Raw genomic sequence first — 11,891 nt, forward strand, 5'->3', positions numbered from 1 at the left:
GCGATGCCGGTGGACCCTGCACCGTTCCCAGAGGCGGTGGCGGAGGCGATGCGCGCCGACCTGCCGGCGGTGGCCGAGCGGGCCGTCGAGGAGATCATCGTGGGCGTCCCGAGCTACGCCGACGCGTTCCTCGGCCCGATGGGGCGGAAGATCTCCACCGCGGTCGAGCTGGCGCTCCGGGGGTTCCTGCAGGTGGCCGCCGACGGGGGCAACGTGGACGCCGGCACCCCGGGCGGCCCCGTCGTCGAGGCCGCCTACGCCCTGGGCCGCGGCGAGGCGCGCAGCGGCCGGTCGATGGACGCCCTGCTGGCCGCCTACCGGGTCGGCGCGCGGGTGTCGTGGCGGGACATGAGCGCCACCGCCGTCCGCGCGGGCCTGGACCCCATGTCGCTGGCCCGGTTCGCCGAGCTGGTGTTCGCCTACATCGACCGGCTCTCCGCGGCGAGCGTCGCCGGGCACGCCGACGAGCTGGCCTCCAGCGGCCGGGCGCGCCAGCGGCTGCTCGAGCGGCTGGCGCGCGGCCTGCTCACCGGGAGCCCGCACACCGAGCTCGCCGAGATGGCGCAGCGGGCGGAGTGGGCCCCGCCGCGCACGCTGACCGCCGTGCTGCTGCCCGAGGGCAGGGTGCGCGGCGCGCTGGTCTCGCTGGACCCGCGCACCCTGGTCGCGACGGAGGACCTGCCGGGGCTGGACGCGCCGGGGGAGCTGGCGGTGCTGCTGGTGCCGGACGCCGACGGGGCCGCCCGCGGCGCGCTGCTGCGCGGGCTGGCGGGTCGCCGCGCCGTGGTGGGGCCCGCCCGGGCCTGGTGGGGGGTGCAGGCCTCGTACGGCCGGGCGCTCCGGGCGCTGCGGCTGGGCGTCGCCGAGGAGGACGACGCCCCGTTGGACACCGATGCGCGGCTGGCGGAGCTGGTCCTGCGCGCCGACGAGGAGGCGCTGGCCGACCTGCGGGCCCGGGTGCTGGCCCCGCTGCAGGAGGTGGGGGAGACCGCGCGCGAGAAGCTCACCGAGACGCTGCGCTGCTGGCTGCTCCACCACGGCCGGCGCGACCAGGTGGCCGCCGCCCTGTACGTGCACCCCCAGACGGTGCGCTACCGGATGACCCAGCTGCGCGAGCTCTACGGCCCCGGACTGGAGGACCCGCAGGCAGTGCTGGAGCTGACCATCGCGCTCGGTGTCGCGCCCCGCCCGCAGCCTGCCGGGCCGGCGTGACGCTCCCCCCGGGTGCGGCCCGGCTGGTCGACGAGGTGCGGACGGCGGTCGGCGCCACCTGGGACGTCGGTGCGCCGGTGCTGCGCGGGCGGACGGGGCTGGGCGGCGCCCTCGACGTCCCGGGGCTGGCGGTCGGCGCGGTCGCCGCGCAGCTGCTCGCGGCCCGGGCGCTCGAGGACGCTGCGCCCGGGCCGCTCTCCCTCGATGCCGCGCACGTGGCCGCGTCCTTCGCCGGTGAGCGGCACGTGAGGTTTCACGGGAAACCAGCCGGCGGCGGGTTCGCCCCGCTGTCGCGGTTCTGGCGCACCGCCGACGGCTGGGTCCGGCTGCACGGCAACTACCCGCGGCACCGCGCCGCCGCGACGGCGGTGCTGGGGGAGGACGTCGCGTCGGCGGCGCTCGGGTGGCGCGCCGAGGAGCTGGAGACGGCGGTCGTCGCGGCCGGCGGGGCGGCGGCGGCCGTCCGCGGCGCCGCCGCCTGGGCGGCGCACCCCCAGGCCGCGGCGGTGCGCGAGCGCCCCCTCGTGGCCGTGGCCCGCACCGCCGCGCACCCGGGGCGCAGGGTCGGGCTGCGCGGGCTCCGGGTGCTCGACCTGACCCGGGTCATCGCCGGCCCGGTGGCCACCCGGGCGCTCGCGGCGCACGGGGCCGACGTCCTGCGGATCGACGCCCCGCAGGCGCCCGACGACCCTGCCCTGCTGCGCGACACCGGCGCAGGGAAGCGGCACGTGCTGCTCGACCTGGCCGACCGGCACGACCGCGCGCAGGTGGAGGAGCTGGTGGCCGCGGCCGACGTCGTCGTCCAGGGCTACCGGCCCGGCGCGCTGGACGCCCACGGCCTGGACCCCGGCTCGCTGGCCGAGCGGTACCCGCACCTGGTGGTGGCCCGGCTGTCGGCGTGGGGCACCCGCGGCCCGTGGGGGAGCCGCCGGGGGTTCGACTCGCTGGTGCAGGCGGCGACCGGCATCGCCGCGTTGTACGGGGGCGACGAGGCCCCCGGCGTGCTGCCGGTGCAGGCACTCGACCACGCGACCGGTCACCTGGCGGCGGCCGCCGTCCTGGGGCTGATCGGTCGCCAGCGGGACGAGGGCGGCGGCTGGTGCGCGGAGCTCTCGCTCGCCGCCACCGCGCACTGGCTGCTGGGGACCGGACCCGGGCGCGAGCCGCCGGGCAACCCGCCCGATCCCGGCCCGTGGCTGGTCGAGCTGCCGTCCCCGGCCGGGCCGGTGACCGTCGTCGGCCCGCCGGGCGCACCCCCGTGGGCGACCGGGGCGCTGCTGCCGCCGGGCACCCGACCCCGGTGGCTGCCCCGCTGACACGGTCGGCACGGTGGGGGAGGCTGGCGCGGTGACCGTCGACCTCACCGCTGCCGCCGACTTCCTCGCCACGGCCGGGCGCGTCCTCGACCGCCGCCGCTTCGAGCTGCTGTTCAGCGGGGGGACGCCGGAACCGGTGCTCGCCGCCGTCGACGGCTACCGGAACGCCGACGGCGGCTACGGGTGGGGGCTGGAGCCCGACCTGCGCTCGGCCACCAGCCAGCCGGGTGGGGCGCTGCACGCGCTGGAGGTGTTCGCCGACGTCGCTCCCGCCACGACGGGCCGCGCCCTCGAGCTCTGCGACTGGCTGGCGGCGGCGACCCTGCCCGACGGCGGCCTGCCCTTCGCGCTGCCGGTGCCCGACCCGGCCGCGTGCGCCCCGTTCTGGGCCGGGGCCGACCCCACCCGGTCCTCGCTGCAGATCACCGCCGTCGTCGCCGCCACGGCACACCTGGTCGCCGCCGCCGACCCCGCCGTGGCCGGGCACCCGTGGCTGGACCGGGCGACCGGCTACTGCCTGGACGCCATCAGTGCGCTCGACGGCAGCGCGCACGCCATGGAGCTGGCGTTCGCGGTGCGGTTCCTCGACGCCGCCGCCGTGGTCCGGCCCGACGCCGCGGACCTGGTGGAGCGCCTGCGGCCGCACGTGCCGGAGGACGGGTTGCTGCACGTGGCCGGGGGTGCGCCGGACGAGCACATGCGCCCGCTCGACCTCGCGCCGCTGCCCGGCGGGCCGGCCAGGTCCCTGTTCGCCCCGGCGGTCGTGGTCGCCGAGCTCGACCGGCTCGCCGCGGGCCAGCAGGCCGACGGCGGCTGGACGGTCGACTTCGACAGCTGGTCCCCGGCGGCCGCGCTCGAGTGGCGCGGCCACCGGACGGTGCAGGCGCTGCTCCTGCTGCGCGCCAACGGCCGCCTCTGAGCGCCCATCCGCGGAGCACTCGGGATCCGAATGCCGGGCGTGCCGTGCGGTCCGCCGATGACCCTGGCGGGCCGCACGGTGCTCTGGGCTGCTCAGGCGGGGCGCAGCACCGCCACCAGGAAGTCCGCGCCGGGGGTGAGCGGCCGCAGGTCCCAGGTGGAGAGCAGCAGGTCCGGGGCCCAGCCCGCCGCGCGCGCGTCGTCCAGGAACTCGTCGAAGTCGTAGCCGCGGCCGGCGCCGAAACCGATGACCGCCCGGCCGTCCGACGCGATGTGGGCGCGCAGCCGGCGCAGCACGGCGCCCCGGGTGGAGGGTGCGAGGAACGCCATCACGTTGCCGGCGCTGACGATCGCGTCGAAGGGCTCGTCGATGTCCCGCGCCGGGAGGTCCAGCTCGGCGAGGTCCCCGACCAGCCACCGCGGGCCGGGGTGGTCCTCCTCGGCCGCCGCGATCAGCACCGGGTCGACGTCGACGCCCACCACCCGGTGACCGACCTCGTGCAGGTGGGCGCCGACCCGGCCGGGCCCGCAGCCGGCGTCCAGCACCCGCGATCCGCGCGGCAGCATCGCGTCGACCAGCCGCGCCTCCCCCACCAGGTCCATCCCCTGCTCCGCGAGCGTGCGGAACCGCTGCACGTAGGCGGCCGAGTGCTCGGGGTCCTCCTGCGTCATGCGGGTCCAGGCGCTGGGTTCGGGGCGTTCGGCCATGCAGCCGTTCTACAGGGCGGACGGCCCGGTGCGCTCAGCGGCCGGCAGGCAGTTCGTCGAGCAGCACCCCGGGGTTGAGCACCCCGGCCGGGTCGAGCGCGGACTTGGTCGCGCGCAGCGCGACGGCGAAGGGCTCCGGGCGCTGCCGGTCGTACCCGGGGCGGTGGTCCCGGCCGACCGCGTGGTGGTGGGTGATCGTCGCCCCGAGGCGCCCCAGCACCTCGGAGGCCGCCGCCTTCACCTCGTCCCACATCGCCACCTCCGCGCCGGGACGCCCGGCGGCGAGCACGGTGAAGTACGGCGCGGCGCCGTCGGGGTAGACGTGGGTGAGCCGGCAGTTGACCAGGCCGGGTGCGCCGGTCACCCGCGCCACGGCGTCCCCCACCTCGGCACGCACGGTGGCGTACAGCTCCTCGAGGCGGTCCCAGGTGCACGCCGTCTCGAAGGTCTCCACGAGTGCGCTCATGCGGGCCAGCCCGTCGCGGACGTACGGCATGCGCAGGAAGCTGCTGCGCCAGGCATCCGCGGCCGCATCGCCCGCCCCCGGGGCGTCGGCGACCCGGCCCCCGTGCGCGCGCGCCAGGTCGGTCAGCTCGGCCAGCCGGCCCGCCACGGGGTGCACCGCAGATTCCACGCCGAGCACCAGCACCCACTCCCCCGACGACGCGCCGGCCAGCGCCGCCTCGCCGGGGTCCAGCAGCCGGCAGTTCGCCGGGTGCAGCCCGGCCTGCGCGATCGCGCGGACGGCGTCGAACGCGGCCGTGGCCCCGGTGAACGTCGCCGACGCCGAGGCCTTCCACCGGGGCCGGTCCTGCAGCCGCATCCAGGCCTCGGTGAGGACGCCGAGGATGCCCTCCGAACCGAGGAAGAGCCGGTCGGGCGAGGGGCCGGCACCGGAGCCGGGCAGCCGCCACGACTCGTTGACCCCCACCGGCGTGACCACCCGCAGCGACTCCACCAGGTCGTCGACGTGGGTGTGCAGGGTCGCGTAGTGGCCGCCGGCCCGGGTGGCCAGCCAGCCGCCGAGCGTGGAGAACTCGAAGCTCTGCGGGAAGTGCCGCAGCGTGAGGCCGTGCGGCCGCAGCTGCGCCTCGAGCACCGGCCCCAGCGCACCGCCCTGGATCCGCGCGGCCCGGCTCACCGGGTCGACCTCCAGCACGCGGTCCAGCGCGGTCAGCTCCAGCGCGAGCCAGGGTCGGTCGCCGCGGTACTCCACCCCGCCCACCACCGAGCTGCCGCCACCCACGGGGACCACGACGACGTCCGAGGCGGCGGCCCAGTCGAGCAGGTCGACGACCTCGGCCTCGGTAGCCGGCCGGGCGACGGCGTCCGGGGCGCCTGCGAGGTCACCCGACAGCGCCCGGACGACGTCGCGGTAGGCCTTGCCGAAGGCGCGGGCGGCGCGCGCCGCCGGGTCGGTGGTCACCGGCAGGGTCGACGGCGGGGCGATCCGGGTCGGCGGGAGCACGAGGTCCCGCACGTCCGGCACCGGCCGCGGGCGCGCGGGCAGCCCCGGGAGGAGCCCCGCGAGCCCGGCGCACTCGTCGTCGGGGAGTGCCTGGTCGGTCGTCCCCCAGCCCCACCAGGAGCGCGTCGCCGTGGTGGTCATGAAGGGGTCCTCCAGTCGGGTGGGTCGCCGGGCTGCAGCGCCGGGTCGTCGGCGGCCAGCGTGCGCACCGGTCCGGGCGGCGTCAACGGGCCCTCGAAACGCACGGTCACCCGGCCGAGCCCGCGGCCCCACACCCAGCCCGGCCCGTGCTCCTCGTGCCGCACGTCCTGCCCCGGCCACCAGCGCTTCTCCACCGGCTGCGGCGGCTCCGCGGTCGCCTCCGGCTCGGGCGCCGCGGTCTCGTCGGGCTCGTCGTCGTCGGTGGTGAAGAGGTCGCCCTGCGCGTAGAGCGAGAGCCCGGAGACCCCGACCCCCAGCAGGCGCAACCCCCCGCCCGTGCCCGCCTCGGTGAGCAGCCGGCGGGCCGTGGCGGCGATCAGCCGGGGGTCGTCGGTGGGCTGCGGCAGCGTCTGGGAGCGGGTGATCGTCGTGAAGTCGTAGCGGCGCAGCTTGAGCGTGACGGTGCGGCCCGAGATCGCGGAGGTGCGCAGCCTCGCCCCGACCCGGGCCGCCATCGAGTCGATCTCCCGGTTCAGCACGACGAGGTCGGTGAGGTCCCGCTCGAACGTCTCCTCGTGCGACACCGACTTCACCTCCCGGTCGGGGACGACGGCGCGGTCGTCCTCGGCGCGGGCCAGGGCGTGCAGCCCCGCGCCGTGCGCGCGGCCGGCCAGCGCCACCAGGTCGGGCAGCGACTTGGCGGCCAGGTCCCCGACGGTTCGCACCCCGACCTGGTGCAGCCGCTCCGCCGTCGCCGGCCCGACACCGCCGAGCCGGGTGACCGGCAACGGGTGCAGCAGGTCGAGCTCGCCGCCCGGCGGGACGACGACGAGGCCGTCGGGCTTCTGCAGGTCGGAGGCGATCTTGGCCATCAGCTTCGAGCTGCCGACGCCGACCGACCCGGTGACCCCTCCGGTGGCGCTTGCGATCCGCCCCTTGAGCCCCTCGGCCAGTTCTGTCACACCGGAAATCGAGAGGTCATGGCCGGGGCCGGCGGCGAGGTCGACGTAGGCCTCGTCGATCGAGATGGGCTCCACGAGCGGGGAGAGCTCGCGCAGCAGGTCCATGACGACGTCGGAGGTGCGGCGGTAGGCGGCGAACCGGCCACCGAGGAACGCCGTGCCCGCCGGGCACCGCCGGCGCGCCTCCGCGGTGGACATCGCCGACCGCGCCCCGTAGGCCCGCGCCTCGTAGGACGCGGTGGCGACGACGCCGCGGCCACCCACGCCGCCGACGACCACCGGCCGGCCGCGCAGCGAGGGCTTGTCGCGCTGCTCGACCGCGGCGAAGAAGGCGTCGAGGTCCAGGTGCAGGATGCTCGCCTCCCGCCTCATGCCCCCGATGATCGCCCGTCCCGGCCCGGCGGGGGCGTGCGGCCCGCGGTCAGACCGGGACGGCCCAGCTCTCGCGGGCGTGGGCGGCACGCCAGAACTCGAGCTCGTACCGGGTGGCGACGGCGAACGCGGTGAGCATCGCGGCCTCCTGGTCAGGGGCCGAACGCGCCGCGGCGTCGGTCAGCCGGCGGGCGGTGGCCGTGGCCTCCTGGAACGGGGCGGCGTCGTAGGTGGCGACCCACCGGCGGTAGGGGTGGTCGGCGGCCGCCCGCGCCACCGGGGCCAGGCGGCTTCCGACGTGGGCGTACACCCAGTAGCAGGGCAGGACGGCTGCGGCAGCGACCGGGTAGGGCGCGGTCGCCGCCATCGCCACCAAATAGGACGTGTACGCCAGGCAGGTCGGCGACGCGACCGGCGCGCCGCCCGGTGCCCCCAGCAGGTCGGTGCCGAGCAGGTCGGCGTGCAGCTGGGTCTCCACCGCCGCGCAGTTCTGCGCCGAGCCGGCCCAGAACGCGGCCGCCGGCGCATCGGGGGACCGGGCCGCCAGCAGCGCGAGCGCCCGGGCGTAGCCGCCGAGGTAGAGCGCGTCCTGCTCCAGGTAGTGGCGGAACGCCGCCGGGGCGAGGGTGCCGTCCGCCAGCTCGGCGAGGAAGGGCAGCACGTCGATCGCCCGGCGGAGGTCGGCCGTCGCCGCCCAGGCCCGGTCGGAGAAGCCGGTCACGCCGGCCAGATCCCGGCGAAGTGGTGCACCGGGCCGGAGCCGGAGCCGATCCGCAGCCCGGCGCCCGCGGCGAGCGCCCGCTGCAGGTAGTCGCGGGCGGGCTCCACCAGGGCCGCCCAGTCGGGGGTCCCGCCGGCGCGGGCGGCGAGCGCGGCCAGCGCCGAGGAGAGCGTGCACCCGGTGCCGTGCGTCGCCGTCGTGTCGATGCGGGGTCGCCGGCTCTCCGTGGTGGCGGTGGCGGTGGCGAGGACGTCGACGCTCTCGGGGCCGCCCAGGTGGCCGCCCTTCAGCAGCACGGCGCGGGGTCCGAGGGCCAGCAGCGCCCGCGCCTGCTCGTGCAGCGCGGCGACGTCGGCCGCCGGTGCGGCGTCCAGCAGCGCGGCGGCCTCCGGCACGTTGGGCGTGATGAGGTCGGCCACCGGCAGCAGCTCGGTGCGGACCGCGGCCACCGCGTCGTCGTCGATCAGCCGGTGGCCGCTGGTGGCCACCATCACCGGGTCGCAGACGACCGGGCCGGGGCGCCGCTCGGCCAGCACGGCGGCCACCGCCCGCACCACGTCCGCGCTGCCCAGCATGCCGAGCTTGGTGGCGTGCACCGCGACGTCGTCGAGCAGGGTGTGCAGCTGCTCGGTGACGAACTGCGCGGGCACGGGGTGGACGCCGGTGACGCCGCGGGTGCTCTGCGCGGTGAGTGCGGTGAGCACCGCCGTCCCGTAGGTGCCGAGGGCGCTGAAGGTCTTCAGGTCGGCCTGGACGCCCGCGCCGCCGCTGGGGTCGCTGCCGGCCACGGTGAGCGCGGTCGGCGTCATCGCGCAGCCACCGGGGTCAGCTCCGCGCGCAGCGCCGCCGCCGCGGCCCGCGGGTCGGCCGCCGTGCAGATCGCCGACACCACGCACACGCCGTCCACGCCCGTCGCGGCCACGTCGGCTGCCCGGGTGGCGTCGATGCCGCCGATTGCCACGGCGAGCAGCCCCGCGGCCCGCGCGGTGGCGGCCAGCTCCCGGACGGCGGCCAGGCCGAGCCCCGGACCCGCCTCGGGCTTGGTCGGCGTCGCCCACACCGGGCTCAGCCCCACGAGGTCGACGGTGCCGTCCGGGAGGCGGAGCGCGGCGGTGAGGTCGTCGGTGCTCTCCACGGAGAGGCCCACCAGCCGGTCGCGCCCGAGCGCCGCCCGCACCTCGGCGACCGGCAGGTCCTCCTGCCCGACGTGCACGCCCGAGGCGCCGGCCAGCAGAGCCACGTCCAGGGCGTCGTTCACCACCACCGCCACGTCCGGCCGGTCGGCGAGCGCGGCCTGGACCGAGCGGGTCAGCGCCAGCAGCTCCCGGCGGGAGGCCTCCTTGTCGCGCACCTGGACGGCGGTGACGCCACCGGCGACCGCGGCCCGCACGACGTCGGCCACCGGTCGCGGCCGGCACAGCTGCGTGTCGGTGACCAGGTAGAGCGTCGGGTCGAACGACGGGCGCATCAGGCGCTCCGCACGTCCGCGCCCGCGAGGTCGTCGGGGCCGACGGCGTCGAGGGCGTCGAGCCACGCCGCCGCGAAGGTGCCGGGTCCGGCGGCGGTCGCCGCGGCCCGCTCCGCGGCGAGGGCGACGTGCGCGTGCGCGGCCACCGCACCGGTCAGGGGGTCGCGGGTTGCGGCGACGTAGGCGGCGACCAGCGCCCCGAGCGCGCACCCGGCGCCGGTGGTGCGGGTGAGCAGCGGTGAGCCGCCGCCGACGCGGACGGTGCGCGCGCCGTCGGTGATCAGGTCCACCTCACCGCTGACGGCGACCACACCCCCGGTGCGCCCGGCGAGCCCCGCGGCGGCGGAGGCGGCGTCATCGGCGCCCGCGGTGCTGTCCACCCCGCGCCCACCGGAGCCGGCCCCGGTCAGCGCCATGATCTCGGAGGGGTTGCCCCGGACGACGGCGGGCGCGAGCGCCACCAGCTCGCCGGCCAGCGCCGTCCGGTAGGCCAGGCCGCCGACGGCCACCGGGTCGAGCACCCACGGGGTGCCGGCGGCCCCGGCCGATCGGGCGGCCAGCCGCATCGCCTCGGCGGTGCGCGCGTTGACCGTGCCGACGTTGACCAGGACGGCGGAGGCGATGGCGGCGAAGTCGCCGGCCTCCTGCGGTGCGTCGACCATCGCCGGGGCGGCGCCCACCGCGAGCAGCGCGTTGGCGGTGAGCGTCTGCACGACCGTGTTGGTCAGGCAGTGGACGAGCGGTGCGTGCTCACGCAGCGCCGTGCGGGCAGCGCGCAGGTCGACGACTTCCACAGCATCGGACATGCCGGTGACATCCCTTCGCCAGTGCGAACTGGAGCAGGTTCGGCGGGTGTGATCTCAGTCCCGGGCGGGACACCCCGTGCCACGTACGGGGCCGAACCTAGCGCAGCAGGCGGCCGGTGTCCCGCCGGGTGGGGGACGCTGGCCTACACGGGTGCGGATCCCCTAGGTTCCGGCGCGTGGCCGACCACCTCGCGCAGGTCAACGTCTCCCGGCTGCTCGCGCCGCTGGGCAGCCCGGTGCTGGCCGACTTCATGGCCGCCCTCGACGAGGTCAACGCCGAGGCCGACCGTGCACCGGGCTTCGTCTGGCGGCTGCAGACCGAGGACGGCAACGCCACCTCGGTGCAGGCCTTCGGGTGGGACGCCGCGGGCAGCCACGGCGTGATCGTGAACCTCACCGTCTGGCGCGACGTCGAGTCCCTGGCCGGCTACGTGTTCGGCGGCCGGCACGTGCAGGTCATGCGGCGGCGCCGGGAGTGCTTCCACCGCGCCGCGGAGGCCACCACGGCGCTCTGGTGGGTCCCTGCCGGCACCCTGCCCACGACCGACGACGCCGAGGCCCGCATCCGCCACCTGCGGGCGCACGGCCCCACGCCCGAGGCGTTCGCCTTCCGCACCCACTTCCCGCCGCTGGAGGACGTCCAGGCGCCGTCGTCGGACGACTGGCTCTGCCCCGCGTGAAGCTGCTGCTGACCTCTGCCGGCCTCTGCGATCCCTCCCTCGTGGCGGCCGCCGGGGAGCTGGTCGGCCGCCCGCTGTCCGGGCTCCGGGCCGCTGTCGTGCCCACGGCGGCCAACGTCATCGCGGGCGACAAGGGCTGGCTGATCGCCGACTACGTGAACCTGCAGCGCGCCGGGTTCGCCGAGGTCGACATCGTGGACGTCTCCGCGCTGGAGGCCGACATCTGGGGGCCCCGGCTGGAGGCGGCCGACGTCCTGGTGCTCACCGGTGGGGACACCACGCACCTGCTGCGGTGGCTGCGGCGTTCCGGGCTGGCCGACCGGCTGCCCGGGCTGCTCGCCTCGCGGCTGCTCGTCGGGATCAGCGCGGGGAGCATGGTGCTGGGCCCGGACCTCTGCCTGAGCGCCTCGGCGAAGCCGCAGCCGGAGGACTCCGTCGGCCTGGGCCTGGTGGACTTCCTGGTGCTGCCGCACCTGGGTTCGCCGTACTTCCCGAACGCCTCGGAGGAGGCGTTGCGGGCGGCCGCTCGCGACCTGGCGCACCCGGTGTTCGGGCTGGCCGACGGAACCGCGGTGGCCGTGGACGGTGACGGCATGACGATCGTCGGTGCGGGGGCGCACGTCCGGCTCGAGCCGGCCACGCCGCGATGACCGCTGCTCCCGGAACGGATCCCGCCGGGGGCGTGCGTCGCCGCCTGCCGACCCTGCTCGGCTGGGCGCTGTGCGTGGTCCTCGGGCTGGCGCTGGGCTGGCTGTGCCGCTTCCCGCTCATCAACACCTGGCTGACCGGGTGGGTGGTGGCCATGGAGGCCGGCTGGGCAGCGGTGGACCCGACCATGGTGGACGACGGGATCTCGATCTACTTCGTGTTCATCACCGGGCTGTGGTTGTTCTTCGCGGCCATCGCCGGGCCGCTGACGATGCTCGCCCGGCGCTGGGCCCGGCTGCCGGCACGTCCCTGGTGGTGGACGTCGGTGGCGCTGTGGCTCGTCCCCGCCGCGGTGCTGGACCTGCCGGCCCTGCTCGGCTGAGCACTGCCCGCGGGGACCGGCGCCCCTGGAGGTCGTGTGCAGGGAGGACCGGTCGGCTCCGTGGCCCACCGGCCGACGAGAGGGGATGG

General features: G+C 77.4%; 13 protein-coding genes and 1 riboswitch. Of the genes, 6 read left to right on the forward strand and 7 right to left on the reverse strand.

Going from position 1 to position 11,891, the window contains the following annotated elements:
* Window positions 1–3 precede the first annotated feature (3 nt).
* The 3 genes from QOZ88_RS19900 to QOZ88_RS19910 are packed head-to-tail and all read left to right on the forward strand — an operon-like array spanning window position 4 to window position 3,447.
* Entirely contained in the window at window positions 4–1,212 is a 1,209-nt protein-coding gene (locus QOZ88_RS19900) for a PucR family transcriptional regulator (RefSeq protein WP_306001440.1), read from the forward strand.
* Entirely contained in the window at window positions 1,209–2,528 is a 1,320-nt protein-coding gene (locus QOZ88_RS19905) for a CoA transferase (protein ID WP_306001441.1), read from the forward strand. Before QOZ88_RS19900 ends, QOZ88_RS19905 begins: the two co-directional genes overlap by 4 nt.
* Window positions 2,529–2,559: 31 nt before the next feature.
* Window positions 2,560–3,447, forward strand: a complete 888-nt coding sequence (locus tag QOZ88_RS19910; RefSeq protein ID WP_306001442.1) for a hypothetical protein — start codon at window positions 2,560–2,562, stop codon at window positions 3,445–3,447.
* Between the two features lie 92 nt (window positions 3,448–3,539).
* Here the strand turns inward: QOZ88_RS19910 and QOZ88_RS19915 are convergent, their stop codons facing one another.
* From QOZ88_RS19915 to thiM, 7 genes are all read right to left on the reverse strand, one after another.
* The gene (locus QOZ88_RS19915; RefSeq protein WP_306001443.1) at window positions 3,540–4,154 is read right to left on the reverse strand and encodes a class I SAM-dependent methyltransferase; all 615 of its coding nucleotides are present in this window, start codon (window positions 4,152–4,154) and stop codon (window positions 3,540–3,542) included.
* Window positions 4,155–4,188: 34 nt separating this feature from the next.
* The gene (locus QOZ88_RS19920) at window positions 4,189–5,763 is read right to left on the reverse strand and encodes an FAD-binding oxidoreductase (RefSeq protein ID WP_306001444.1); all 1,575 of its coding nucleotides are present in this window, start codon (window positions 5,761–5,763) and stop codon (window positions 4,189–4,191) included.
* Window positions 5,760–7,097 carry a DNA polymerase IV gene (locus QOZ88_RS19925; RefSeq protein ID WP_306001445.1) on the reverse strand — a complete coding sequence of 446 codons (1,338 nt, stop codon included), beginning with the start codon at window positions 7,095–7,097 and terminating at the stop codon, window positions 5,760–5,762. The genes QOZ88_RS19920 and QOZ88_RS19925 overlap by 4 nt, the downstream gene beginning before the upstream one ends.
* Window positions 7,098–7,146: 49 nt before the next feature.
* Window positions 7,147–7,818, reverse strand: a complete 672-nt coding sequence (locus QOZ88_RS19930) for a TenA family protein (protein WP_306001446.1) — start codon at window positions 7,816–7,818, stop codon at window positions 7,147–7,149.
* Complete coding sequence (gene thiD / locus QOZ88_RS19935) at window positions 7,815–8,627, reverse strand: bifunctional hydroxymethylpyrimidine kinase/phosphomethylpyrimidine kinase (protein WP_306001447.1); 813 nt, start codon at window positions 8,625–8,627, stop codon at window positions 7,815–7,817. The genes QOZ88_RS19930 and thiD overlap by 4 nt, the downstream gene beginning before the upstream one ends.
* Window positions 8,624–9,286 carry a thiamine phosphate synthase gene (thiE, locus tag QOZ88_RS19940; RefSeq protein WP_306001448.1) on the reverse strand — a complete coding sequence of 221 codons (663 nt, stop codon included), beginning with the start codon at window positions 9,284–9,286 and terminating at the stop codon, window positions 8,624–8,626. Before thiE ends, thiD begins: the two co-directional genes overlap by 4 nt.
* On the reverse strand, window positions 9,286–10,092 hold the full coding sequence (gene thiM / locus QOZ88_RS19945) for a hydroxyethylthiazole kinase (protein ID WP_306001449.1): 807 nt from the start codon (window positions 10,090–10,092) through the stop codon (window positions 9,286–9,288). The genes thiE and thiM overlap by 1 nt, the downstream gene beginning before the upstream one ends.
* A riboswitch (TPP riboswitch) is annotated at window positions 10,086–10,179 on the reverse strand. Its footprint overlaps the gene before it by 7 nt.
* Window positions 10,180–10,268: 89 nt before the next feature.
* On the opposite strand from thiM, the gene QOZ88_RS19950 reads away from it, so the two are divergent.
* From QOZ88_RS19950 to QOZ88_RS19960, 3 genes are read left to right on the forward strand one after another with little or no spacing between them, the layout of a single operon-like run.
* Window positions 10,269–10,772 carry a DUF3291 domain-containing protein gene (locus tag QOZ88_RS19950; RefSeq protein WP_306001450.1) on the forward strand — a complete coding sequence of 168 codons (504 nt, stop codon included), beginning with the start codon at window positions 10,269–10,271 and terminating at the stop codon, window positions 10,770–10,772.
* Window positions 10,769–11,422: a Type 1 glutamine amidotransferase-like domain-containing protein gene (locus tag QOZ88_RS19955; RefSeq protein WP_306001451.1), complete on the forward strand. Its 654-nt coding sequence runs from the start codon at window positions 10,769–10,771 to the stop codon at window positions 11,420–11,422. Before QOZ88_RS19950 ends, QOZ88_RS19955 begins: the two co-directional genes overlap by 4 nt.
* A 32-nt stretch (window positions 11,423–11,454) precedes the next feature.
* On the forward strand, window positions 11,455–11,802 hold the full coding sequence (locus tag QOZ88_RS19960; RefSeq protein ID WP_306001452.1) for a hypothetical protein: 348 nt from the start codon (window positions 11,455–11,457) through the stop codon (window positions 11,800–11,802).
* Window positions 11,803–11,891 lie beyond the last annotated feature (89 nt).

Source organism: Blastococcus carthaginiensis, from assembly GCF_030731085.1.
Lineage (GTDB): Bacteria > Actinomycetota > Actinomycetes > Mycobacteriales > Geodermatophilaceae > Blastococcus > Blastococcus carthaginiensis.